This window comes from Pannonibacter sp. CBAS1226, assembly GCF_055685825.1.
On record NZ_JBVOUO010000002.1, the window covers coordinates 115614 to 140690 of the forward strand.

At 63.4% G+C, this 25077-nt stretch carries 22 protein-coding genes and 2 riboswitches; of the genes, 12 read left to right on the forward strand and 10 right to left on the reverse strand.

The genetic code is table 11. The annotated features are described in order from the left end of the window. A complete protein-coding gene (gene ispH, locus AC0CMF_RS07580; RefSeq protein ID WP_094462288.1) occupies positions 1-996 on the reverse strand; it encodes a 4-hydroxy-3-methylbut-2-enyl diphosphate reductase in 996 nt (331 codons plus the stop codon). A gap of 196 nt (positions 997-1192) precedes the next feature. Between ispH and AC0CMF_RS07585 the strand changes: the two genes are divergently transcribed. From AC0CMF_RS07585 to gcvPB, 6 genes are all read left to right on the forward strand, one after another. Continuing rightward, on the forward strand, positions 1193-1831 hold the full coding sequence (locus tag AC0CMF_RS07585) for a hypothetical protein (RefSeq protein WP_472481402.1): 639 nt from the start codon (positions 1193-1195) through the stop codon (positions 1829-1831). A 181-nt stretch (positions 1832-2012) separates the two neighbouring features. Beyond that, a riboswitch (glycine riboswitch) is annotated at positions 2013-2127 on the forward strand. A 3-nt stretch (positions 2128-2130) separates the two neighbouring features. Continuing rightward, a riboswitch (glycine riboswitch) is annotated at positions 2131-2238 on the forward strand. Positions 2239-2296: 58 nt separating this feature from the next. Next, positions 2297-3463: a glycine cleavage system aminomethyltransferase GcvT gene (gene gcvT, locus AC0CMF_RS07590; RefSeq protein WP_374629940.1), complete on the forward strand. Its 1167-nt coding sequence runs from the start codon at positions 2297-2299 to the stop codon at positions 3461-3463. Between the two features lie 42 nt (positions 3464-3505). Then, positions 3506-3877: a glycine cleavage system protein GcvH gene (gene gcvH / locus AC0CMF_RS07595; RefSeq protein ID WP_374629939.1), complete on the forward strand. Its 372-nt coding sequence runs from the start codon at positions 3506-3508 to the stop codon at positions 3875-3877. 3 nt (positions 3878-3880) lie between these two features. Then, positions 3881-4384: an OsmC family protein gene (locus tag AC0CMF_RS07600; protein WP_050471953.1), complete on the forward strand. Its 504-nt coding sequence runs from the start codon at positions 3881-3883 to the stop codon at positions 4382-4384. 5 nt (positions 4385-4389) lie between these two features. Further along, positions 4390-5736, forward strand: a complete 1347-nt coding sequence (gene gcvPA / locus AC0CMF_RS07605) for an aminomethyl-transferring glycine dehydrogenase subunit GcvPA (RefSeq protein WP_122519433.1) — start codon at positions 4390-4392, stop codon at positions 5734-5736. Further along, positions 5733-7325 (forward strand): aminomethyl-transferring glycine dehydrogenase subunit GcvPB, encoded by a 1593-nt coding sequence (gcvPB, locus tag AC0CMF_RS07610; protein ID WP_050471951.1) that lies wholly within the window; start codon positions 5733-5735, stop codon positions 7323-7325. Before gcvPA ends, gcvPB begins: the two co-directional genes overlap by 4 nt. 110 nt (positions 7326-7435) lie before the next feature. Here the strand turns inward: gcvPB and AC0CMF_RS07615 are convergent, their stop codons facing one another. Both AC0CMF_RS07615 and AC0CMF_RS07620 read right to left on the reverse strand, forming a co-directional pair. Beyond that, entirely contained in the window at positions 7436-7723 is a 288-nt protein-coding gene (locus AC0CMF_RS07615; protein ID WP_050471950.1) for a YciI family protein, read from the reverse strand. 3 nt (positions 7724-7726) lie between these two features. Continuing rightward, positions 7727-8344 (reverse strand): TetR/AcrR family transcriptional regulator, encoded by a 618-nt coding sequence (locus AC0CMF_RS07620; RefSeq protein WP_374631082.1) that lies wholly within the window; start codon positions 8342-8344, stop codon positions 7727-7729. Positions 8345-8770: 426 nt separating this feature from the next. Here AC0CMF_RS07620 and tyrS point away from each other — a divergent pair, with 426 nt between their 5' ends. Then, complete coding sequence (gene tyrS, locus AC0CMF_RS07625) at positions 8771-10036, forward strand: tyrosine--tRNA ligase (RefSeq protein ID WP_050471948.1); 1266 nt, start codon at positions 8771-8773, stop codon at positions 10034-10036. Positions 10037-10186: 150 nt separating this feature from the next. Here the strand turns inward: tyrS and AC0CMF_RS07630 are convergent, their stop codons facing one another. The 6 genes from AC0CMF_RS07630 to AC0CMF_RS07655 all read right to left on the reverse strand — a co-directional run bounded on the left by AC0CMF_RS07630 (position 10187) and on the right by AC0CMF_RS07655 (position 14979). Beyond that, complete coding sequence (locus AC0CMF_RS07630; RefSeq protein ID WP_152967483.1) at positions 10187-10975, reverse strand: hypothetical protein; 789 nt, start codon at positions 10973-10975, stop codon at positions 10187-10189. A gap of 312 nt (positions 10976-11287) precedes the next feature. Continuing rightward, on the reverse strand, positions 11288-11710 hold the full coding sequence (arsC, locus tag AC0CMF_RS07635; protein WP_374631084.1) for an arsenate reductase (glutaredoxin): 423 nt from the start codon (positions 11708-11710) through the stop codon (positions 11288-11290). A gap of 3 nt (positions 11711-11713) precedes the next feature. Then, positions 11714-12772, reverse strand: a complete 1059-nt coding sequence (gene arsB / locus AC0CMF_RS07640; protein ID WP_058897800.1) for an ACR3 family arsenite efflux transporter — start codon at positions 12770-12772, stop codon at positions 11714-11716. A 3-nt stretch (positions 12773-12775) separates the two neighbouring features. Continuing rightward, positions 12776-13303: an arsenate reductase ArsC gene (locus AC0CMF_RS07645; protein ID WP_050471944.1), complete on the reverse strand. Its 528-nt coding sequence runs from the start codon at positions 13301-13303 to the stop codon at positions 12776-12778. Between the two features lie 10 nt (positions 13304-13313). Beyond that, positions 13314-13697 (reverse strand): ArsR/SmtB family transcription factor, encoded by a 384-nt coding sequence (locus tag AC0CMF_RS07650; protein ID WP_050471943.1) that lies wholly within the window; start codon positions 13695-13697, stop codon positions 13314-13316. A 142-nt stretch (positions 13698-13839) separates the two neighbouring features. After that, positions 13840-14979 (reverse strand): site-specific DNA-methyltransferase, encoded by a 1140-nt coding sequence (locus AC0CMF_RS07655; protein ID WP_050471942.1) that lies wholly within the window; start codon positions 14977-14979, stop codon positions 13840-13842. A 434-nt stretch (positions 14980-15413) separates the two neighbouring features. Here AC0CMF_RS07655 and AC0CMF_RS07660 point away from each other — a divergent pair, with 434 nt between their 5' ends. The 5 genes from AC0CMF_RS07660 (at position 15414) to AC0CMF_RS07680 (ending at position 22298) form a co-directional block, all read left to right on the forward strand. Further along, positions 15414-16922 carry an AMP nucleosidase gene (locus tag AC0CMF_RS07660; RefSeq protein WP_472481407.1) on the forward strand — a complete coding sequence of 503 codons (1509 nt, stop codon included), beginning with the start codon at positions 15414-15416 and terminating at the stop codon, positions 16920-16922. A gap of 124 nt (positions 16923-17046) precedes the next feature. Beyond that, on the forward strand, positions 17047-17703 hold the full coding sequence (locus AC0CMF_RS07665; RefSeq protein ID WP_374631089.1) for a ceramidase domain-containing protein: 657 nt from the start codon (positions 17047-17049) through the stop codon (positions 17701-17703). Between the two features lie 78 nt (positions 17704-17781). After that, positions 17782-20076 (forward strand): NADP-dependent malic enzyme, encoded by a 2295-nt coding sequence (locus AC0CMF_RS07670; RefSeq protein WP_374631091.1) that lies wholly within the window; start codon positions 17782-17784, stop codon positions 20074-20076. Positions 20077-20170: 94 nt separating this feature from the next. Further along, positions 20171-20497: a chorismate mutase gene (locus tag AC0CMF_RS07675; protein ID WP_019963085.1), complete on the forward strand. Its 327-nt coding sequence runs from the start codon at positions 20171-20173 to the stop codon at positions 20495-20497. 370 nt (positions 20498-20867) lie between these two features. Continuing rightward, complete coding sequence (locus AC0CMF_RS07680; protein WP_374631093.1) at positions 20868-22298, forward strand: DEAD/DEAH box helicase; 1431 nt, start codon at positions 20868-20870, stop codon at positions 22296-22298. 356 nt (positions 22299-22654) lie between these two features. Here AC0CMF_RS07680 and glyS read toward each other — a convergent pair whose 3' ends face one another. Beyond that, the gene (gene glyS, locus AC0CMF_RS07685; RefSeq protein WP_374631095.1) at positions 22655-24949 is read right to left on the reverse strand and encodes a glycine--tRNA ligase subunit beta; all 2295 of its coding nucleotides are present in this window, start codon (positions 24947-24949) and stop codon (positions 22655-22657) included. Between the last annotated feature and the right edge of the window lie 128 nt (positions 24950-25077).

A 25077-nucleotide genomic window follows, 5' to 3' on the forward strand; every position in this document is an offset into this window, starting at 1 on the left:
CTACTCGGCTGCGCTGGGAACGTCTGCCATGGTGCGAAGCTCGCGCGGCAGGTTGAAGGCGATGGTTTCTTCCGCGGTGCGCACCTCGTTCACCGTCACGGTGAAGCGCTCGGCAAAGGCGGCGATGATTTCCTCGACCAGCGTTTCGGGCGCAGAGGCGCCAGCCGTCAGGCCCAGGCTGGAGATGCCCTCGAAATCAGCCCAGTCGATGTCCGACGCCCGCTGCACCAGCACGGCCTTGCGGCATCCGGCCCGTTCGGCCACTTCGCGCAGGCGCTGGGAGTTGGAGGAATTGGGGGCGCCCACCACGATCATCGCATCCACCTGCGGCGCCACCACCTTCACCGCATCCTGGCGGTTGGTCGTGGCGTAGCAGATGTCTTCCTTGTGCGGGGCGACGATATCGGGGAAGCGCTGCTTCAGCACCTCGACAATGCCCTTGGTGTCGTCCACCGAAAGGGTTGTCTGGGTGATGAAGGCAAGCTGACGGCCGGTGCGCGGCTGATAGTTGCGCGCATCCTCTTCCGTCTCGATCAGGAACACCGTGCCTTCCGGCAGCTGGCCCATGGTGCCGATCACTTCCGGGTGGCCGGCGTGGCCGATCAGCAGGATCTCACGGTCGCGCCGGTCGTGGATCTCGGCTTCCTTGTGAACCTTGGAGACGAGCGGGCAGGTGGCGTCGAGGAAGAACATGTTCCGCCCGCGCGCGTCTTCCGGCACGGATTTCGGCACGCCATGGGCGGAGAAGATCACCGGGCGGTCGCGCTGGTCTGACGGGATCTCGTCAAGCTCCTCGACGAAAACGGCGCCCTTGGCCTTCAGTCCGTCAACCACAAACCGGTTATGCACGATCTCGTGGCGCACATAGACCGGGCGGCCGAACTTCTCCAGCGCCAGTTCGACGATCTGGATGGCACGGTCCACCCCTGCGCAGAAGCCGCGCGGTGCACACAATTTCACGTCCAGCGCCGGAAGAGCGCCATGATTGCCGGTCATGTCAGGTCCTTGAGCGTGGCTCATGGGGGCAATAGAGTGATCACCCCATGGCATGTCAAGGGGAAGCATGCGCATTGCTGCGGGGCAAGCCCTGCATTCTGCGCCGTGCATCCATAGAGGCAGGCTGCGTCTCGCCAAAACGGATATGGCCTGTTATAGACCGGCGAACAGGTTTCGAGTGAAGTGGAACTTCTGAATGCTGCAAGTCGAACGCATTTCCGCCCGTTCTGCCGCAGGCCGCGTGGCCACCTTTGCCGCGCTGGCGGGGCTCCTTTCCGGCTGCATGTCATTCGGCGGCGGTGATTCCGCTGATACGGGCGGTGCGCCGGCAGGCCCCAGCCTGACGCAGAAGATCGTCAGCGGCGGACAGGGGCCGATCCAGGTGGACCCGCAGGCCTTCGAAAAGCAGCCTTATTGCCCACCGATCGAGTTGCAGTCGGACACGTTCCTCATCACCAAATATGAGCGCGGCAAGGAGCATGACGCCCGCGCGCTGCTCTATCAGGCCAATCTCGAGGATTGGGCGCGTGAGTGCCGCCGCGAGGGAGATCAGACCCGCATCAAGGTCGGTCTTGCAGGCCGCGTGACGCCGGGTCCCGCCTGGCCGGGCGGTGAAATCAAGCTGCCGGTGCGTGTTACCATCATCCCGCAGGGCGTTTCGGATGCCACCCCGGTGGTTTCTCAGCTTCTATCCGTGCCCGTGACGGCGGCGGCAGGGGCTCCGGCCATAACCTGGTCGCTGGTCGAAGATTCCTTCGTGGTGCCGCGTGATGCCTCGCTCAAGATCGTCTTCGGCTTTGACGAAGGCGCGCCGCAGCGGACGAAGCGCCGCTGAGGCATGTGCAGACGTTCTTAACCCTTGCCGTCAAACGGGACGGGAATACCTATCCGTCTCAGGATGGCGGATATTGACAAGGGCAGGACGGGAATAGACAATCACGCCGCTCATCTGGGTCGTGACAGGTGGGCGGAACGGCGGTGCCGGCACTTCATCTGGCAGGTGCCGCCGGTTCAAAAAGGCGACAGCGGGAGAGGCTGGAGAGGTGCCCTGCAGCAATGCGGGGGATCTGAGACAGCGCCGAAGGAGCAACCGCCCCGGAAACTCTCAGGCAAAAGGACCGCTTCGCTTTGACGCTCTGGAAAGCAGGCCTCGCATGCTGATGCGTGAGGTCTCACCGAAGGAGTAACCTTCCGGCTGCATTCGTGCGCCGGGCGGGAAATCTCTCAGGTACTCGGACAGAGGGGGTGCGGATGGGCCGTTACAGGTCTGTCCTTGCGCCACTGACGACGAGGACCCTTGATGGCCACGACTGATTCTGCGGCCGCCCCTGAGGCGGACCTGAAGCGTACCCCCCTTCATGACCTGCATGTGGCGCTTGGCGCCCGCATGGTGCCTTTCGCGGGCTATGAGATGCCCGTGCAATATCCCGCCGGCATCCTGACCGAACATCTCCACACACGCGCCGCTGCCGGGCTCTTCGACGTGTCGCATATGGGCCAGGCCTGGCTCATCGGCCCGGACCACGCCACCACCGCCCGTGCGCTGGAGGCTCTTGTGCCCTCCAACATGGTGGAACTGGGCCGCGGCAAGCAGCGCTACACGGTTCTGCTCAACGCAGAAGGCGGCATCGTTGATGACCTGATGGTCACCCGCCCGGTGTCTGAGGACGACGATGGCCGCCTGTTCCTGGTGGTTAATGCCTCGCGCAAGGATGTGGACTATCCGCTGATCGAAGCCGCGCTCCCCGAAGGTGTCCGCCTTGAGATCATCGAGGACCGCGCTCTGATCGCGGTGCAGGGGCCGGAGGCTGTTGCCGCCGTTGCCCAGCATGCGCCGGAAGCGGCGGACCTTGCCTTCATGAGTGCGGCCTGGATGGACTTCGACGGCATCCGCTGCCACGTGTCGCGCTCCGGTTACACCGGCGAAGACGGGGTGGAAATGTCCGTCCCCGCAGACGCTGCCGAAGCCATCGTCAAGGCGCTGCTGGCGGACGAGCGGGTGAAGCCCATCGGCCTTGGCGCGCGCGACAGCCTGCGCCTTGAAGCCGGGCTCTGCCTCTATGGCCATGATCTTGACGAGACCACCTCGCCGGTTGAGGGCGACATCACATTCATCCTGCAGAAGCGCCGCCGCGAGGAAGGCGGCTTCCCCGGTGCCGCCCGCATCCAGGGCGAACTGGCGGCTGGCCCTTCCTGCAAGCGTGTCGGCCTGAAGCTGGAAGGCCGTGCACCGGCGCGTGAGGGTGCGGAAATCCGCGTGCCCGGCGGCAGCGAGGCCATTGGCACCGTCACCTCCGGCGGCTTTGCCCCGACCCTCGGCCAGCCCATCGCCATGGGCTATGTCGCCGCTGCCCATTCTGCCCCCGGCACGAAGCTCGCGCTCATCGTGCGCGGCAAGGAGCTGGAAGCCACCGTCACCACGATGCCTTTCGTGGAGCACCGTTACGTGCGCGCCGCCAAGGCGTGAGCCGTTCAGAAACAGAAGATCATCCAGTCTGGAGACCAGAGAATGACGACCTATTACTCCAAGGATCATGAATGGGTTGCCGTGTCCGGTGGCGTCGCCACCGTCGGCATCACCACCTATGCCCAGAGCCAGCTTGGTGATGTGGTCTATGTGGAACTGCCGGATGTTGGCCGCACCGTCTCGCAGGGCGATGACGCCGCCGTGGTGGAATCGGTGAAGGCTGCCAGCGAGGTCTATGCCCCGGTCAGCGGTGAGGTGACCGAGGTCAACAGCGCCCTGACGGACAGCCCGGCCATGGTGAACGAGGATCCGGAAGGCTCGGCCTGGTTCATGAAGCTGCGCATCTCCAACGAGGGCGAACTGGCAGAGCTGATGGACGAGGCGGCCTACAAGGCCTACGTGGACACGCTCTGACCCATGCCCGGCCATCTCTACACCGCCGAAGTGATCTGGCGCCGCGAGGGCGAGTTCCGCAATGGACGCTACTCCCGCGGCCACACCTGGCGCTTTGACGGCGGTGTGGAGGTGCCAGCCTCTGCCTCGCCCACCGTCGTGCCGCTGCCCCATTCGGTGCCCGAAGCCGTGGACCCGGAAGAGGCATTTGCTGCCGCCATCTCCTCCTGCCACATGATGACTTTCCTCGATTTCGCCCGCCGCGACGGGTTTTTGATCGAGGCCTATGAGGACCGGGCAGAGGCGGAAATGCACCGCATCGCGCCGGGGCGCATGGGCATCACCCGTGTCACCCTGCGCCCCGTGATGACCATCATCGCGGACAGCCAGCCAGACCCGGCCCGGCTCGCCGAACTGCACGAGAAGGCGCATGAAATGTGCTTCATTGCCAACTCGGTGAAATGTGAAATCGTCGTGGCGCCCGGTCCGGTGCGCCTCGTTGCTCCGCAACCGCATGAAGGGACGTAAACCCGATGCGTTATCTGCCGCTTTCCGACACTGACCGCGCCGACATGCTGGCGCGCGTCGGCGTGTCTTCGATTGATGACCTGTTTGCCGATATCCCGGAAGCCGCCCGCCTCAAGGGCCTCGTCGACCTGCCCAGGCGCAAGTCCGAGATCGAGGTGGAGCGCCACCTGAACCGCATGGCCGGCAAGAATGTCGCTGCCGGTTCCGTGCCCTTCTTTGTGGGTGCAGGCGCCTACCGCCACCACGTTCCGGCGACGGTGGATCACCTGATCCAGCGCTCCGAATTCCTCACCTCCTACACGCCCTATCAGCCGGAAATCACGCAAGGCACCCTGCAGTATCTGTTCGAGTTCCAGACGCAGGTCGCCCGCCTCACCGGCATGGAAGTGGCCAACGCCTCCATGTATGACGGCTCCACCGGCACCGGCGAAGCCGTGCTGATGGCCCACCGCGTCACCCGCCGCAACAAGGCGGTTCTCTCCGGCGGGCTGCATCCGCAGTACCGCGCCGTGGTCGAGGGCCTGTCGAATCTCTCCGGCGACAAGGTGGAAGCGCTTCCCGCCGATCCGATGGGCACCGAGGACATTCTGGCAGCCATCGACGGCGAGACGTCCTGTGTCGTCGTGCAGTCCCCGTCCTTCTACGGCCAGATCATCGACCTGAAGCCGATTGCCGAGAAGGCCCACGCCCATGGGGCGCTGCTGATCGCCGTCTTCACCGAGGTGGTGTCGCTGGGTCTGATCGAGCCGGCTGGTACGCAAGGCGCGGATATCGTCGTCGGCGAAGGCCAGTCCATCGGCAATGGCCTCACCTTCGGCGGCCCTTACGTTGGCCTCTTCGCCACGAAGCAGAAATACATGCGGCAGATGCCGGGGCGTCTGTGCGGCGAGACCGTGGATGCGGAAGGCAAGCGCGGCTTCGTGCTGACGCTCTCCACCCGCGAGCAGCACATCCGCCGCGAAAAGGCGACGTCGAACATCTGCACCAACTCCGGCCTCTGCGCGCTGGCCTTCACCATCCACATGACGCTGCTGGGCGAAGCCGGGCTGACGCGCCTTGCCCGGATCAACCACGCCAATGCGGTGAAGCTGAAGAAGCTGCTGGCCGCCGTGCCGGGCGTCGACGTGCTGAACAAGGCCTATTTCAACGAGTTCACCATCGCCCTGCCGAAGGTGGCCGATCAGGTTGTCGAGGCGCTTGCCGAACGGGGCATCCTCGCCGGTGTGCCGGTGTCGCGGCTGGAGCCGCGCAACAAGGACCTTGCGAACCTTCTCGTTGTCGCCTCGACCGAAATCAACACCGATGAAGACCGCGCTGCCTTCGCAGCCGCGCTCAAGGAGGTGCTGGCATGAGCATGAACACTCAGGGACGCCCGACCGCTGCGGGCGATGCGGGCGCGGCTTTCCGGCCCAAGACCTTCACCGGCAACCGTGCGCTCGACATGGAAGAGCCGCTGCTGTTCGAGATCGGCCGCCTGGATGTGACAGGCGTTGATCTGGACGAGCCGGAGGCTTTCGAGGCGGAGCTGGGCACCCACGCCCGCACGGCGAAGATCGGCCTGCCGGGCCTTTCCGAGCCGGAGACGATGCGTCATTACGTGCGCCTGTCGCGCAACAATTACGCCATCGACAGCGGGCTTTATCCGCTCGGCTCCTGCACCATGAAGCACAACCCGCGCCTCAACGAGAAGATGGCGCGCGTGCCGGGTTTTGGCGACATTCACCCGCTGCAGCCGCTCTCCACCGTCAAGGGCGCCGTGGAACTCATCTCCGAGCTGGGTGACTGGCTGATGGAGCTGACCGGCACCACCGCCGTGGCCATGAGCCCGAAGGCGGGCGCCCATGGCGAGCAGTGCGGCATGATGGCAATCAAGGCCGCGCATATCGCTGCGGGCCGTGATCCGAAGATCGTGCTGGTGCCGGAAAGTGCCCATGGCACCAACCCGGCCACCGCTGCGCTGCTCGGCTTCAAGGTCGTCGCCATCGACGCCAAGGACGACGGCACGGTGGATCTGGCCTCGGTGAAGAAGGCGATTGCGGAGAATGACGGCAACATCGCCGCCATCATGCTGACCAACCCGAACACCTGCGGGCTGTTCGAACGGGACATCATGGAGATTGCTGCCGCCATCCACGCCGCCAATGCCTATTTCTACTGCGACGGCGCCAACTTCAACGCCATCGTCGGCAAGGCGCGTCCGGGGGATCTGGGCATCGATGCGATGCACATCAACCTGCACAAGACCTTCTCCACCCCGCATGGCGGCGGCGGACCGGGCTCCGGCCCAGTGGTTCTGTCGAGCCGTCTTGCCCCGTTCGCGCCGCTGCCCTTCGTCCGCAAGTCGGAAGGCGGGCTGGAACTGGTGGAAACGGAAGCGGGCCTCAAGGATGGCGAGAAGCCGTTTGGCCGCATGACGGCCTTCCACGGCCAGATGGGCATGTTCGTCCGGGCGCTGACCTACATGCTGAGCCACGGCTCGGACGGGCTGCGTCTGGCGTCCGAAGATGCGGTGCTGAACGCGAACTATGTCCGCGTTGGCCTGCAAGACCTGATGAGCCTGCCCTTCGGCGAGCGCCCCTGCATGCATGAGGTGCTGTTCGATGACAGCTTCCTCAAGGACACGGGCGTCACCACTCTCGACTTCGCCAAGGCGATGATCGATGAGGGCTATCACCCGATGACCATGTATTTCCCGCTGGTCGTCCATGGGGCAATGCTGATCGAGCCGACCGAGTCCGAAAGCCGGGCTTCGCTCGACCTGTTCGTCGCCACGCTGCGGGATCTCGTGATGTCCGCCAAGCGCGGTGAGACGGAGCGCTTCACCGGCGCGCCGTATCTTGCCCCGCGCCGCCGCCTTGATGAAACCCGCGCTGCCCGCAGCCCGGTTCTCACCTGGAGCGAACCGGCCCCGGCCAGCGTCACCCCGGCTGCGGCGGAGTAAGCGGAAACGCAAAGCGCCCGGAGCCGGAGGGCTCCGGGCAGCGTCACTCCGGTTGCGGCGGAGTGAGCGGAAACGCAAAGCGCCCGGAGCCGGAAGGCTCCGGGCGGTATTCAGGCCTGCAGGAACGCAAGCCTTTCATCCAGCCGCGAAGGCTGGATCTCGTGAATCTCGGCGCTGACAATCTTCTCCCGGACAAAGGGATCTCCGGCGACACGTGCCTCCAGATCTGTCCGGCTGATCTGATGTGCGAGAACCATTCCGCCTTTTCCGGGGACAAGACTGCCGGTCATCAGAAAGACCCCATCCTCGAAACCCTTGCGGATCCAGTCGTTATGGGCGGCCATGTGGGCCGGTGCGGCGCTCCGGTTGGGGCCGAATGCAAGAAACACGGCATACATCTTTCAGTCCTCTTTCTGCTGCTCAAGGGGGGAAAGGGGGGAGGTTGCCAGCGGCAGCGCCGCAATCTGCTGATCAAGCCAGAGCGACATGGCTTCAGCTTCCCGGTGGACGAATTCGGCATCCTTATAGGCGTTGGCCAGCGCGGCCACGCCCTGACTGCGCATGAGAAGATGCATGGCCAGGGCGTCTGACTGACCTGCAAAACCAAGAGCCTCGAATTGCTGCCTGAGCCAGGAGCGGAAGACCGTGAACAGCTCATTGGCCTGATCGAGTGCCGGATGGTTCAGCTTCGCCAGTTCTGCAGACAGGGTTCCGACCGGACAGCCGAAGGTCATGATCTTGCTCTGGTTGGTGATCAGTATCCCGATGAAGCAGCGGATCCTGTCCTCTGGCGGGAAGGCCTCCGCCCAGCCTTGCAGCAAGGCCTCCCGGTCTGCGATCCGCTTGGCGATGACGGCTTCCAGGATCTCGTTCTTCGTCTTGAAATGGTAATAGAAGTTCCCGCGCGAGATCTTCACCTCAGACGCGATGCTGGCAAAGGAGGCCGCCTCAAAGCCGCGCTCATAGAAAAGCTGGTCGGCTACGGCCGTTATGATTTCTCTGGTGGATCTGGAGCTCATCACATTCACGAATTAGGACATTTGACCTAATAATCATTAGGTCAAATGTCCTAATTCCGCAAGCTCCCATTCATTCCGCTTTTGGAAAGTACTTATATCATTGACTTAAAATTATAATTTTAAGGCCTGCGGCGTGGATCGGCGCGGTGAGGCTCAACGGGAGAAGACTCCATGCCGGGGCCGCCGGAATTCTGCTTTTCATGGCCGCTTGACAGACGGGATGGTTCCGGGGCATCTATCCTGCCATGATCAAGACCGCCGCCACCTTTGTGTATTTTTATTACGTCACCTCCATACCGGCGGCTGCGTAGGATCTTGCTCATTTGATCAAACCCGAAAAAGCCGCCGCGTCAGGCGGCTTTTTGGTTTTCAAAGGCTCTCCTGACAGGGGCAAACTCCCGAAGGAAGCCGCAAGTGACCCAGCATATGATCGAGGCCGGAAAACCGGCCAGCCCGCTCAAATCCGAAGCTCTGCAGGTGCTGTTCGAGCGTGGGCTCGTCAACCAGACCACGGAACTGGAGGCGCTGGATGCGCGCCTCGCGGAAGGGCCTGTCACGGTCTATGCCGGTTTTGATGCCACGGCCGCGAGCCTGCATGTCGGCCACCTGATGCCGCTGATGACCATGCGCTGGCTGCAGAAACTCGGCCACCGGCCCATCATCGTTCTGGGCGGTGGCACCAGCCAGGTGGGTGATCCCAGCTTCCGCAACGAGGCGCGTCCTATCCTCGAAAAGCAGCAGATTGCCGCCAACATCGCCGGTATCCGCCGCTCGGTGGAGACGCTGATCGACTTCTCCGGCGCGGAAGGCGCGCTGCTGGTGGACAATGCCGACTGGCTGACGGAAGTGAAGTTCCTCGAATTCCTGCGCGATTACGGCAGCCATTTCACCGTCAACCGCATGATGACCTTCGACAGCGTCAAGTCCCGGCTTGAGGCGCAGATGCCGCTGACAGTGCTGGAATTCTGCTACATGATGCTGCAGGCGGTGGATTTTCTGGAACTCTCCCGCCGCCATGGCTGCAGCTTGCAGGTCGGCGGTTCGGACCAGTGGGGCAACATCATCAACGGCGTCGAGCTTGGCCGCCGCGACGGGCGCAAGCTGCATGGGTTGACCGTGCCGCTGGTGACCACGGCGAGCGGGGCCAAGATGGGCAAGACGGCGGCCGGCGCCGTGTGGCTGCATCCCGAGCACCTGTCGCCCTTCGGCTTCTGGCAGTTCTGGCGCAACACGGCAGATGCGGACGTGCCGCGCTTCCTGCGGCTTTTCACCGAGCTGCCCTTGAGCGAGGTGGAGCGCCTGTCCGATCTGCAAGGCGCCGAACTCAACGAGGTGAAGAAGCTGCTGGCCACCCACGTCACCGGCATCGTCCACGGTGCCGATGCCGCCCGCCATGCGCTGGAGCAGGGCGATGCGCTGTTCTCCGGTGACGAGATGAGCGCCGAGCCGACCCATACCCTGCCGCTCGCCATGCTGGCGCAGGATCTGGGCTTGCTGGAGCTGCTGGTCGCCACCGGCTTTGCCGCCTCCAACAGCGACGCCCGGCGTCTGGTTGAGGGCGGCGGCGTGCGCCTCAACGGCAATGTCGCCGACGATCCGCGCCGCCGCATTTCCAGCGGAGATCTGGGCGCCAACGACCGCCTCACCCTCGCCGCCGGCAAACGCCGCAAGGCGCTGGTGGCGTTTGGGTGAGGATATACCCACTCCCGATAAGCTTGACTCATCGGGAGTTGGTCAAGCCCGTGCGGCGCTTGAGCCGTTTCAAGGCGTGATGCGTCAGCATCTCAGCGCCTTGGCATTGGCGGCGAGGCGGCGGGCAACAGCCCGCCGCCTGCCAATCCGTCAGGAGAAGCTGCGGATCATTGTCATCAGGAAGGATTGCTGCTCCGCGCTGGAATCGAACATAGTGCGCGGGAAATACTGCACATTGCTGCGGATCGGGATCGACAGGCTGCGGCCGGTGGAGGGCAGGGGAATGGTCAGTTCCTGCTTGCTCTGGCCTGCTTGCAGCAGGGCGGTCATCAGCCCGGGGAAACGGCTCTCATAGAAGCTTGTGATTGACTGGGGCATGGCAACCGAATGCCCCCAGTGAGCGCCAGTGGTGGTGTTGATGTTTGCCAGATCCAGATCCAGCATGTTGAGGGGCTGATACTTATTATTTGTCGCGGTTGCGCTGCCACCGAAGAACAAACCCTGCAAGGGACCTGCGTTGATATAGACCGTGTTCTGTCCCATCGGTATCGGATTGTTGGCCGCGTTGAATGTGTTGAGCTGCTGGGTGCTCATCTGATTTGCTTGCGAAGCCAGCAGGTTGGCATTGATCGTTGTCTTGTTGTTGCCAAGCTGGACCGAGTAGATCGTGTTGGCGGCAAGGTTTGCCTGAATCGTCAGGGCATCGTTCCACTGGCCTGCATACATGTAGACTTCGCGGCCCGCCTTCTCGGAGATAAGAAAGCCATCCCGGTGCAAGGGGCGGTAACGGATGAAGTTCACGACATTGTCGATGAAGTAGAGGCTCGGAAACTGGCCGTCTTCGATGCTGTACTGACCGGCATTGTTGGCAAGGCGCAAGGTGCCAAGCAGGAAGTTGCCCGGAATGACGGGCCGGATCGGTGTGGGATTTGCAGGCATGTCAGTGGTCCTTTCGGCAGGAAGGCTTGGGGAAGGTGGCAAGCTGTCCTGGGGAAGGGCCGGCAGAAGCGAGGCCAGCATGGCAGCAGCCGCTTCCTCGGGAGAAAGAGGCTGTGTCTGCTGGCGGTTCTGCCTGAAAAAGCGGTAGGCCAAAGCGGCCAGCATCAAGTCCATCTGGGTCACCGTTCCGGGCAGGACATGCCCACACGTGCAAGGACGCCTGATGCTCATTCATGTGAAAAAGGCCCGGAACATGTGAAAAAGACCCGGAGCGGGTTCTCCGGGCCTTGAAAGCTGCTTGCAGGAGTGCGCTCAGCTGATCCGCTTGCCGTCCGCGTCCAGAACCTTTTCGCCGTCTTCCTTGGTGAAGGCGCCCTTGTGGGTGTCCGGAAGGATCTCCAGCACCACTTCCGAGGGGCGGCAGAGCCGGGTGCCGAGGGGGGTGACGACGAAGGGGCGGTTGATGAGGACGGGTTCGCGCATCATCGCGTCGAGCAGCGCCTCGTCACCGAGATCCGGATTGCCAAGGCCCATCTCCTCGAAGGGCGTCCCCTTCTCGCGCAGGGCGCCGCGCACGGTGAGGCCTGCGGCGGCGATCATCGCGGTCAGGTCCTCGCGGGCGGGCGGGGTCTTCAGATATTCGATGACCGTGGGCTCGATCCCGGCGTTGCGGATCATCTCCAGCGTGTTGCGCGAGGTGCCGCAGGCGGGGTTGTGATAGATCGTGGCATCCATGGTTCAGGCCTGTCCTTCTGTGATGCTGCGGGCAGAAACGGCGCGGGAGGCCTCGTACCAGCCCTTGCTGCGGTTGACGACGGCAACGAGCGCCAGCATCACCGGCACCTCGATGAGCACGCCGACAACGGTGGCGAGCGCTGCGCCGGAATTGAAGCCGAAGAGGCTGATGGCGGTGGCGACCGCCAGCTCGAAGAAGTTCGACGCGCCGATCAGGGCGGAAGGGCCTGCGATGCAATGGGCCTCACCGGTCACCCGGTTGAGGATATAGGCAAAGCCGAAGATGAACACGGTCTGCAGCAGGATCGGCACGGCCAGCAGGGCGATCACCAGCGGCTGGGCAAGGATCTGGCTGCCCTGGAAGGCGAAGAGCAGCACGACGGTCAGCAGCAGGGCGCCGATGGACAGTGGCTGGATCTGCTCCTGAAAGCGCGCCAGCGCCCGGCCATCACCTGTGCCCAGCACCTTGCGCAGCATCTGCGCGGCAATCACCGGCACGACGATGAACAGGGCAACCGAGATCAGCAGCGTATCCCAGGGCACGATGATGGAGGAGACACCCAGCAGCAGCGCGACGATAGGGGCGAAAGCCAGCACCATCACAGCGTCGTTGAGGGCAACCTGCGTCAGGGTGAAAGGCGCGTCGCCCCGGGTCAGGTTCGACCAGACGAAGACCATGGCCGTGCAGGGCGCGGCCCCCAGGAGGATCAGCCCGGCGATGTAGCTGTCGATCTGGTCCTGCGGCAGCAGCGGGGCAAACAGCCAGCCGATGAAGATCCAGCCGAGCACCGCCATGGAAAAGGGCTTCACCGCCCAGTTCGAGAACAGCGTGATGCTCATGCCGCGCCAGTGCTGGCCGACCTGCCGGATGGCGGCAAAGTCGATCTTCATCAGCATGGGGATGATCATCAGCCAGATCAGCGCGGCGACGGGCAGGTTGACCTTGGCGATTTCCAGCGTGCCGATCACCTCGAACACCTGCGGCAGCAGGTGGCCGAGGGCGATGCCGGCGATGATCGCCAGCCCCACCCACAGCGTCAGGTAGCGTTCAAACAGGGACATGGATCACTTCACCTTTTCAGCAAGATTGGTGGCACCTTCAAGGGTGCCGATGTCGGTGAGCTTCTTCTTCAGGGCCATGGCGTCGATGGAGGCCAGCGGCAGATTGAGGAAGGCGCTGATGCGGTTCTTGAGATAGCGGGCGGCCTGGCTGAAAGCCTGCTCCTTCTCGAACGCTGCGCCTTCAAAGGCGGCAGGATCCTCGATGCCCCAATGGGCTGTCATCGGCTGACCCGGCCACACAGGGCAGGCTTCGCCAGCGGCGTTGTCGCAGACCGTGAAGACGAAATCGAACTGCGGTGCGCCGGGCACGGCGAATTCGTCCCAGCTCTTGGAACGGAACCCTTCTGCCGGATAACCAAGGGCATCCAGCGTCTTGAGGGCAAGCGGATGGACCGCGCCCTTCGGCTGGCTGCCCGCAGAATAGGCGCGGAACCGGCCGCCGCCTGTCGCGTTCAGGATGCCTTCGGCGAGGATGGAGCGGGCAGAATTGCCGGTGCAGAGGAACAGCACATTGTAGGTCTTCTCGGTCATGGCAGGCTCCTTATGGCATCCGGCTGTCAGGCAATGGGGCACAGGCCGGAGAACAGGTATCCGTGTAGCTTCCGGTCAGTTCGGCGATCAGCGGCTCGCACAGGCTGGCCTTGCCGCCGCAGCAATCTTTCAGGAGGTAGAGCATCATCTGCCTGAGCTGCTCGGGATTCGCGTGATAGACGATAGAGCGTCCTTGCCGCAGTCCTGTGACAAGTCCTGCTTGCGAAAGAACCGTCAGATGCGCGGAAAGCGTGTTCTGTGGCACGCCGAGGCGCTGGGCGAGGTCACCGGCGGCAATGCCATCGGGTTCTGCCTGCACGAGTGCGCGGAAGGCCTGAAGGCGGGTCGCCTGAGCAAGGGCTGCAAGGGCAGCGATGGTTTCTAGTTCATCCATATATCCAGAATTATGGATATATAAGGAGCGAGTCAATCCCCCTGCGCCGGGCTGGCGCACAAAAAAACACCCCCGGCCTCGGGGAGCCGGGGGTGTTCCGGGAATTCGCGGGGACGCGAATGTCCGGCCTTTCGCCTATGGATCAGGCGAAGAGGCGGGATCTGAGTTCCTTGCGCAGGTCATCCACCGGGTTGAAGCTGCCCCGGTCCTTCAGGTGCCAGAAGGTCCAGCCATTGCAACTTTCCGCGCCCTGAACGAGCGCACCCACCTTGTGGATGGAGCCGGAGTGCTGGCCGCTGACCAGCGAACCGTCAGCGCGCACAATGGCCAGATGCTTGCCCTTCGGGCAGATGAGTTCGGTGCCCGGTTCCAGCAGGCCAGCCTCCAGCAGCGAGCCGAAGGGAATGCGCGGTTCGGCGCGCTTGCCCTTCTGCATGTCGAGGGACACGCCCTCGGCCGGCACGATGGCATTGATGCGGGCAGTGGCCGCATCGATGTAGCTCTGCTCGCGCTCGATGCCGATGTAGTTGCGGCCAAGGCGCTTGGCGACGGCGCCGGTGGTGCCGGTGCCGAAGAAGGGATCAAGCACCACATCGCCCGGACGGGACGAGGCCGTCAGCACCCGGTAGAGCAGGGACTCCGGCTTCTGGGTTGGATGGACCTTCTGCCCGTCCTCATCCTTCAGCCGTTCCGCACCCGTGCACAGCGGCAGGTGCCAGTCGGAGCGCATCTGAAGGTCTTCGTTGAAGGTCTTCAGCGCATCGTAGTTGAACACCGGCTTGGAGGCCTTCGACTTCGAGGCCCAGATGATCGTCTCATGGGCATTGGTGAAGCGCTTGCCACGGAAGTTCGGCATCGGGTTGGACTTGATCCAGACGATGTCATTCTGGATCCAGAAGCCCAGATCCTGCAGGATTGCGCCGACGCGGAAGATGTTGTGGTAGGAGCCGATGACATAGAGCGAGGCATCGTCCTTCATCACACGGTGCACGGCCAGCAGCCATGCGCGGGTGAAGGCATCATAGGCCTCGAAGCTCTCGAACTGGTCCCAGTGATCGTCGCAGGCATCCACCTTCGACTGATCGGGACGGTGAAGATCGCCGCCGAGCTGAAGATTGTAGGGCGGATCGGCAAACACCAGATCCACCGACTTCGAGGGCAGCTTGCTGAGGGCGGCAACGCAGTCGCCCTTCAGGATCGTGTTCAGCCAGGCCGGAGTGGCGGCATTGTCTTGGGTTTCAAGGGGTGTCACAGAGGACACCCCAGTACGCAGAACTTTCATTGCGACGCAGCACCTCACGCAATTTCGAGGCTCATGGTTACCGGATCTGGTAAATCGCGGGTTAAGGCTCGCTCTAATTTTTCTTTTTGATTTCAATGCTTTCTTTAGGTTTGTGAAACCCGTGCGGCAGGTTAACTTTTGGCCGCAGGAAAACTGGCGGAAATAGTGTGCTTTTCCGGCAGGCAGGGCCGGGAAGGGCCTGTCCGCATTAACCATGATCCCGGGCAGCGGAGGCGGGAAGAAAGCGGAGCCGGGGTCCTGATGGGTTCGCGCGGATTCACCATGCTGGCTCTGTCATGCCCCTGCAATGCGATCCCATCAAGCTGCAAAATCATTCGCGCGATGAAAAATATTTCAAAAAATGACGTCTTTGGCTTGACGAAAGCGGGCCTCTGTTAGAGCCTGCCCGGTTAAGAACAATAAGGAGAACGCATTTGAAAAACCGGCCCTACCGAAATCCCCTTACGGATCCCCGCCCGTTCGTGCTGGCGCCCGCTGCGCCGCTGGAACCCTTCACCGATGCGGCCGTTGCCGTCGCCCGGCTGATGGAGCTGTTCGAGCGCAACACCGCCTTCATCCGGGACGCTTTCCGCGATCTCGTGGCAGGGACGGCGCCCGAGGGCCGGGTGAGGGCCTATTATCCGCAGATCCGTCTGATCACGGAGAGCCATTCGCGGCTCGACAGCCGCCTGCCGTTCGGGTTTGTCTCAGGCCCCGGCATCCATGGCACCACGATCACCCGGCCGGATCTGTTCCAGCAGTATCTGACGCAGCAGATTGCCCTGCTGATCCGCAATCACGGGGTGCCGGTGCTGGTGGGGGACAGCACGACGCCGATCCCGCTGCACTTCGCCTTCTATGATGGCACCCATGTGGAAGGGGCAGGGGATCTGGCCGGAGAGCGGCCGCTGGCGGACATGTTCGACCTGCCGGACCTGACACTGATGGACGACGCCATCGCCAACGGCACCTATGAGCCGGTGGACGGCATCATGCCGCTGGCGCCTTTCACCGGTCCGCGCATCGACTATTCCCTGCACCGCCTGCAGCATTACACCGCGACGGCGGCAGAGCATTTCCAGAACTACGTGCTTTTCACGAATTACCAGTTCTACATCGACGAGTTTTGCCGCATGGCGGAAGCGGCCATTGCCGATCCGGCCAGCGGCTACACCGCCTTCGTCGAGCCCGGCAACCTGCTGACGCTGGCGGGGCAGAAGACCCCGTCGTCCGGCACGGCGCCGGCCAAGCTGCCGCAGATGCCGGCCTATCACCTGAAGCGGGCCGACAGTTCCGGCATCACCATGGTCAACATCGGCGTCGGCCCCTCGAACGCCAAGACCATCACCGACCATATCGCCGTGCTGCGGCCGCATGCCTGGCTGATGCTGGGCCACTGTGCGGGCCTGCGCAACAGCCAGACGCTGGGCGACTATGTGCTCGCGCACGGCTATGTGCGCGATGACCATGTGCTGGATCAGGACCTGCCGCTGTGGGTGCCGATCCCGCCTCTGGCCGAGGTGCAGGTGGCGCTGGAAAGCGCGGTTGCCGAGATCACCGGTTTCTCCGGCTATGAGTTGAAGAAGGTGATGCGCACCGGCACGGTGGCCTCCATCGACAACCGGAACTGGGAATTGTGGGACCAGCGCGGCCTCGTGCAGCGCTTCTCCCAGTCCCGCGCCATTGCGCTGGACATGGAATCGGCCACCATCGCCGCCAACGGTTTCCGCTTCCGTGTGCCTTACGGCACGCTGCTCTGTGTCTCCGACAAGCCGCTTCACGGCGAGTTGAAGCTGCCGGGCATGGCGACCGATTTCTACAAGCGGCAGGTGGCCCAGCATCTGGAAATCGGCATGCGGGCCATGGAGCTGCTGCGATCTATGCCGCCGGAACGCCTGCATTCGCGCAAGCTGCGCAGCTTTGCGGAGACTGCCTTCCAGTAAGGTCCGGACATGACGGCAGGCGGGCGCTGCCTGCCGTCTTTGCCTTGTAAAAAAGGGCAGGCACTCTTGCCACTGTCCGTCCGGCGTCACATTTGACCTGAGGCACACGCGTGGAGGCGAAGGCATGAACTGGACGGAACCGCTGAACAACTACTGCGAGCGGCTGGACGCCAGTTTTTGGTCCGAGCCGGTCAATGCCATCACCAATGCCTCCTTCATTCTGGCGGCGCTGGTGGCCTTCCTGATGTGGCGCAAGCGGGCACCGGGCGACTGGCTGGCTCTGGCGCTGATCCTGATCACACTGGCAACAGGCATCGGTTCCTTCCTGTTCCACACCTTCGCCAACCGCTGGTCGCTGCTGGCGGATGTCATCCCGATTGCCCTTTTCATCCATGTCTATCTCTTCGCGGCGCTGAACCGCTTCCTGGGGCTGCGCTGGTACTGGGCGGTGGGCGTCACGCTTGTCTTCTTTGCCGCATCGCCCTTTGCCGGCCGGCTGTTTGCGCCGCTGGTGGGGTCTTCGGCCGGTTATGTTCCGGCGCTTGCCGCCATCTTCGTTGTCGCGGCGCTGGTATGGCGCTCCAGCGCCCGGCTGGCGAAGGGCCTTGCCGCTGCGGGAGTGGTTTTTGCCGCCTCGCTGACCTTCCGCATGCTGGACATGCCGGTGTGCGACAGCCTCGCGCTGGGCACCCATTTCATGTGGCATATCCTCAACGGGTTGGTTCTCTTCCTGCTTTTGCGGCTGCTTTTGCCTGCAACCGGTGGAGCAGGTGCGAAATAAGGTTGAACCGCACGCGCGGATGGGCCATGCCTCCTTGAGGGAAAGGCGGCTGAGACCGCTGTTGAGACGAGAGGCGACATGAGCGACAAGAAACCGGCTGGAAGCGATCTCACAGAATCCGCACTGTTCTTCCACATGCATCCGCGCCCGGGCAAACTCGAGATCAAGGCCACCAAGCCGCTCGGTAACCAGCGCGATCTGGCTCTGGCCTACTCCCCCGGTGTTGCCGCTCCCTGTCTTGAAATTGCCCGTGACCCGTCCACGGCCGCGCTCTACACCTCCCGCGCCAATCTTGTGGCCGTGATTTCCAACGGCACCGCCGTGCTGGGCCTCGGCAACATCGGCCCGCTCGCCTCCAAGCCGGTGATGGAAGGCAAGGCCGTCCTGTTCAAGAAATTCGCCGGGATCGACGTCTTCGACATCGAGGTGGACGAGCTCGACGTCGACCGGTTCGTCGATGCGGTTGCCGTTCTGGAGCCGACCTTCGGTGGCATCAACCTTGAGGACATCAAGGCGCCGGAGTGCTTCCAGATCGAGGCCAAGCTGCGCGAGCGGATGAACATTCCGGTGTTCCACGACGACCAGCACGGCACGGCGATCATCGTCGGTGCGGCGGTCAAGAACGCGCTGGAACTGGCCGGCAAGCCGATCGATCAGGTGAAGATCGTCGCGTCGGGTGCCGGTGCCGCCGCGCTCGCCTGCCTCAATCTCATCGTCTCCCTCGGCGCCAAGCGCGAGAACATCTGGGTCTCGGACATCGAGGGCGTGGTCTATGAAGGCCGCGAAGCCCTGATGGACCCGTGGAAGGGCATCTTTGCCCAGAAGACGGACAAGCGCACGCTGGGCGAGATCATCGAAGGCGCCGACGTGTTCCTCGGCCTGTCTGCCGCCGGTGTGCTGAAGCCGGAGATGGTCGCCAAGATGGCGCCGAACCCGCTGATCCTGGCGCTCGCCAACCCCAATCCGGAAATCATGCCGGAAGCCGCGCTGGCCGTGCGCGACGACGTGATGATGTGCACCGGCCGTTCGGACTTCCCGAACCAGGTGAACAACGTCCTGTGCTTCCCCTACATCTTCCGCGGCGCGCTGGATGTGGGCGCGACGGCGATCAACGAAGAGATGAAGCATGCGGCGGTGAAGGCCATCGCCGATCTTGCCAAGGAAGAGCCGTCAGACGTTGCCGCCCGTGCCTATGGCGGCGTGACCGAGACCTTCGGGCCGAAGTACCTGATCCCGTCGCCGTTCGATCAGCGCCTGATCCTGCGCATTGCACCGGCAGTCGCCCGTGCAGCCATGGAAACCGGTGTCGCCACGCGCCCGATCGAGGACTTTGACACCTATCTCGACACGCTGAACCGCTTCGTCTTCCGCTCCGGCCTGGTGATGAAGCCGATCATCCAGGCCGCCACCCGCGAGCCGAAGCGCATCATCTATGCGGAAGGTGAGGACGAGCGCGTGCTGCGCGCGGCGCAGGTGCTGATTGAGGACAAGGTCGCCGTGCCGGTCCTCGTCGGCCGTCCGGACGTGCTGAAGGCCCGCTGCGAGCGTTTCGGTCTGAAGATCCGCCCGGGTGTGGACTTTGAGTTCGTCAACCCGCAGGACGATCCGCGCTACCGCGATTATGTGGAGGAGTATTTCTCCTGCGTCGGCCGCAAGGGCGTGCCGCATGATGCGGCGCGCACCATCGTGCGCACCAACTCCACCGTCATTTCGGCGCTGGCCGTGCGGCGCGGGGAAGCCGATGCGGTGATCTGCGGTCTTGAAGGCCGTTTCATCCGCCATTTGCGCGATATCCGCCAGATCATCGGCCTCAAGGCCGGTGTGCGCGACCTCTCGGCCCTGTCGCTGCTGATCAACGACCGTGGCGCGATCTTCCTCACCGACACCTTCGTCTCCGAGGATCCGGACGCGGAAGAGCTGGCCGAGATGGCACGGCTTGCTGCTGAGGAAATCCGCCGCTTCGGCATCGAGCCGAAGGTGGCGCTGCTGTCGGCCTCCAACTTCGGCTCGCGCGAACTGGCCTCTGCCGACAAGATGCGCAAGGCGCTGGACATCCTCTGGAATGAATGCCCGGAGCTGGAAGTGGACGGCGACATGCACGGCGATTCGGCCCTGTCCGAATTGCTGCGCCAGCGCGTCATGCCGGACAGCCGCCTGAAGGGCGAAGCGAACCTGCTGCTCTTCCCGAATCTGGATGCGGCCAACATCGCGCTGAACCTGCTGAAGGTGGCGACGGAGGCCCTGCATGTCGGCCCGATCCTGCTCGGCACAGCCAAGCCCGCGCATATCCTCACCGGTTCGGTGACCTCGCGCGGCGTGGTCAACATGTCGGCTCTGGCCTGCGTCGAGGCACAGAAGAAGGCGGAAGCCTGAGCCATCCATCCCGTCCGCCTGCCGGAGCCAGCAGCACCGGCAGGCGCTACGGCGTTCATCCTCTCCGGCTTGGACAGGCAAAGGGCCTTTTGGAATGAAACCTGCGAAGGACTGCGTCACCAAGGGGGACATCCGGACCGAGATCGACCGGATCGACCAGCTTCTTCTGAAGCTTTTCGCCGAGCGGCAGACCTATGTGCGCCAGATGGCGCAGATCAAGCAGCACCCGGACGAAGCCTTTGATGCGGAGCGGATCGAGACCATGATCGAGCGCCTGCGCGGGCGGGCGGAAGACCTCGGACTGGAAGCCGGTCAGGCTGAAGCCGTCTGGCGTGTGCTGATCGACTGGAATGTCGATTATGAACGCCGCACCATTGCCGCCCGTCTGGGGCTCGCGCCGCAGGGCGCCGTTTTATCTTGACTTTCAGGCTTCAGGCGCCGATACAGGCGCCAAGATACGGTTTGGCCGCCGCGTGAGCGGCCTGCGTCCTCTCCACGCGCCTGCCCCTCACATGTTGTTGCGGGGCACCCGCAGATCCTGCGGTCTGGCAGATCCGGCCCTTCCCGAAAGGTGATCCGCGACGGAGACAGACAGGATGCGTGAGCCGTTCCGCGTCGCGCCAGAGGCTGCGATGCCTTTTCCCAGGTTCCCATTTCACGCGGGGTTCTGACGGTCCGGATTGCCATTTGGCCCGTGCCGTAACCGCCACGAAAGGCTGGTCCATCATGGGCCGGTCCACCTTGTGCGCGTGCCCTTTGATGCGGCAGGCGCGACAGTTGAAGGTTTTCATTTGACTCAGTTTGAAGCTCTCGGGCTTTCCCAGTCGATCCTCAAGGCCATCGCCGCTATCGGCTACGACCAGCCGACCCCGATCCAGCGCGAAGCCATCCCGCTCATTCTCGCCGGCAATGACCTGATGGGCCTGGCCCAGACCGGCACCGGCAAGACCGCCGCTTTCGGCCTTCCGCTGGTCGAGCGCATGCTCGCCAACCCCAAGCCGGCTCCGGCCCGCGCCACCCGCGCCCTGATCCTGGCACCGACCCGCGAACTGGTGAACCAGATCGCGCAGAACCTCATCGGCTTCATCAAGTCGACGCCGCTGCAGGTTGCCACCATCATGGGCGGTGTTTCCATCGGCCCGCAGATCAAGCGCATGTCCCGTGGCTGCGATATTCTCGTCGCCACGCCGGGCCGTCTGCTCGACCTGATCGACCGCAACGCCCTGCGCCTTGACCAGGTGGAATATCTGGTGCTGGACGAAGCCGACCAGATGCTGGACCTCGGCTTCATCCACGCCCTGCGCAAGATCGCCAATCTGGTGCCGAAGAAGCGCCAGACCCTGCTGTTCTCGGCCACCATGCCGAAGCAGATCGAGGAGCTGTCCCGCTCCTATCTGACCGATCCGGTCCGCGTGGAAGTGGCTCCGGCTGGCCGCACGGCGGACAAGGTGACCCAGTGCGTTCACTTCGTCTCGAACGGCGACAAGATCAGCCTGCTGATCAACTGCCTGTCCGAGCGCCCCGACGATCTGTCGCTGGTCTTTGCCCGCACCAAGCATGGCGCGGACAAGGTGGTGCGCCGTCTGGAAGCTGCCGGTTTCAAGGCCAATGCCATCCATGGCAACAAGAGCCAGAACCAGCGTGACCGCGCCATCAAGGAACTGAAGTCCGGCGAGACCCGCATTCTCGTGGCCACCGATGTGGCTGCGCGCGGCATCGACATTCCGGGCGTCAGCCACGTCTACAACCTCGACCTGCCGGATGTGCCGGAAAGCTACGTGCACCGCATCGGCCGTACCGCCCGTGCAGGCGCCGATGGCGATGCCATCGCCTTCTGCGCACCGGACGAAATCGGCCTGCTGCGTGACATCGAGCGCCTGACCGGCCTCCGCATCCCCGTCGCCAGCGGTGAGGCACCGGCCGAAGGCCGTGGTGCTGCCAAGCGCCCGGCGCGCGGCGGCGGCCAGCAGGGCCGTGGCCAGGGCCAGGGACGCGAACAGGGCCGTGGTGAACAGGGCCGTGGCTACGGTGCCCGTTCCGAAGGCGGCCGTGGCCGTGGTGAAGGTGGCAAGGGTGGTTTTGGCAATGGTCATGGCAAGTCGCATGGCAGCCAGGCCCGCAAGCCCGGCAGCGGCGGCCAGCGCCGCCCGCAGAACGGCGGCCCGGCCCAGATTGCCGCGCAGGTCCAGTCCCGCAGCGACCGCCGCGACGCCCGCCCGTAAGGGTAAGGCTGCTTCCGGTGTGAAAGTTTCAGGGCCCGGCGGGAAACCGCCGGGCCCTGTTGATTGAAAGCCCTCTCTATCGTCTTCCCGGACGCGCTTGCGCGATCCGGGACCGGAGAGCCGAGGTGCAAGTTGTTTGTGCCTCATACCAAGGCTTTCGATGCTGGCGTATCACTCCTTGAAAATGCTTCAGCGCCGTATGGACTTGGTCTCAGCCGATGGACCTTGACTCACCGGTCCCGGATCTCCGCTACGCTGCGTCCGGGAAGACGATGGAGAAGCTTCATGTTCTCCAAACAAAAAAGCCCGCAGCGGTGGCGTTCCGCTGCGGGCTTTTTTGTTTCAGGTCGCTGAACTCAGCCGGCGACTTTCGAGAAGTCGGCGACGAGGCCGGCGATGTCGCGGATTTCGGCGAGGAGCTTCAGGCGGTTGGCGCGCAGGGCGGCTTCATCGGCGTTGACGAGGATGTCGGCAAAGAACCGGTCGACCGGCGCGCGCAGGGCGGCGAGGGCCTCCATCGCGGCGGCGAAGTCTTCGCCCGAAAGCGCATCACTCACCGCAGCGCGGGCGGTATCGATGGCGCTGGCCAGCGCAATCTCGGCCTCCTCGCGGAAGTGGCTTGCGACCGGGCGGCCGGAAACGGCGGCGCCGTCCTTCTTCTCCTCGGCCTTGAGGATGTTGACCGCACGCTTGTAACCCGCCAGCAGGTTGGCGCCGTCCTCGGTGGCAAGGAACGCCCCCAGAGCCTCGACGCGGCGCACGACCATCAGCAGGTCATCCTGCCCGCCAAGCGCAAAGACGGCATCAATCAGATCATGCCGCGCGCCTTCTTCCTTCAGATGGACCTTGAGACGGTCTGCGAAGAAGGAGAGGAGGTCGTTGCATATCTCCGAATAAGGAAGAAGATGCCCTATGATTTCTTCTGTTTTTTCTCCACTTGAGAAAGATACTACTTTGCCTCTTTTTGTATTTCTCAAAATATCAAATTTCTCAGTGAGAATATTGTCGCGAATGTAATCCATCTTGTCAGCAAATGAATCGGATAAATTCATCATCGGGATGCTGGAGAAGGAAAACCCATCGCTAGTTTTGACTATGATGGATTTATTCTCGATGGCATGGAAGATTTGTATCCAAGATCTCAATATCTCGAGCAAGTTGATCCTAATTCCATTAGCAATCAAGATGCGGATGACGCCAAGTGCGGCGCGGCGCAGGGCGAAGGGGTCCTTGGAGCCGGTCGGCTTCTCGTCGATGGCCCAGAAGCCAGTGAGAAGGTCCAGCTTGTCGGCCAGCGCAACCGCGATGGCCACCGCATCGGTGGGCACGCGGTCGGACGGGCCCTGCGGGCGGTAATGGTCCTCGATGGCCGTGGCAACGGCGGCGCTTTCGCCCTGGTGTGTGGCGTAGTAGCGGCCCATCAGGCCCTGCAGCTCAGGGAACTCGCCAACCATGCCGGAGACGAGATCGGCCTTGGCCAGACGGGCAGCGCGGCGGGCTTCACTAGCATTAGCACCGCATGAAGAGGCAAGCTCTGTGGCCAGCGCCTCAAGGCGCTTCACGCGCTCACCCTGCGAGCCGAGCTTCTCGTGGAAGACGATGCTGTCCAGCTTCGGCAGGTTGTCTTCCAGCCGGGTCTTGAGGTCCGTTTCCCAGAAGAAGCGCGCATCGGACAGGCGGGCGCGGATTACCTTTTCGTTGCCTGCGATGATCGTCTTGCCGCCATCGGCCGCAATCAGGTTCGAGGTCAGCACGAAGCGGTTGGCAAGGCGGCCCGTTGCCGGGTTGCGAAGCACGAAGCATTTCTGGTTGGCGCGAATGGTCAGGCGGATGCACTCGTCCGGGATCGACAGGAACGCCTCGTCGAAGGAGCCCGTCAGCACCACCGGCCATTCCACCAGTCCGGCAACTTCCTCCAGCAGGCCTTCGTCTTCCACCAGTTCCAGCCCCAGCGCCATGGCCTGATCGCGCGCATCATGCACGATCACGTCCTTGCGCCGATCGGCATCGAGGATGACCTTCTGCTTTTCCAGCTTGGTCATGTAGTCGTCGAAGCGGCGGACGGTGAAGGTCTCGTTGCCGTGGAAGCGGTGGCCGCGCGTCGTGTTGCCCGCGGTGATGCCGTCGATGTCGAAGGCGATCACTTCCGGCTCTTCCGTTTCCGGGCCGAAGGTGGCGACGATGGATTTCAGCGGGCGCACCCAGCGCAGGGTACCCGTGCCCCAGCGCATGGATTTGGGCCAGGGGAAGTTGCGGATGATGCCGGGCATCACGTCCGCGATGATCTGTTCCGCCGGGCGGCCCGGCTTCTCGATGACGGCGATATAGAACTCGCCCTTCTTCGGGTCGCTCTGGATCGTGGCTTCCTCGATGGAAGAAAGGCCTGCACCGCGCAGGAAGCCTTCCAGGGCCTGCGCCGGGGAGCCGACGCGCGGACCCTTGCGCTCTTCGCGGGTGGCCTTCGAGGCAACGGGCAGGCCGGCGATATGCAGGGCAAGGCGGCGGGGCGTGGCAAAGGCCTTTGCGCCCTCATAGGTCAGACCGGCTTCCACCAGCGCATTGGTGACCAGTGACTTCAGGTCATCGGCAGCACGGCGCTGCATGCGGGCAGGGATTTCCTCGCTGAACAGTTCAAGCAGGAGATCGGGCATGGGTCTGAACCTTCGATAGAAAACATCAGGGCAGGGCGCGGGCAAGCACTCGCACACCGCAGCGCGTGTGCCTACCAAGCCCGGCCAAAAATGTCACCCCCAACCTTGCGGCAGCGCCGCGAAATGGC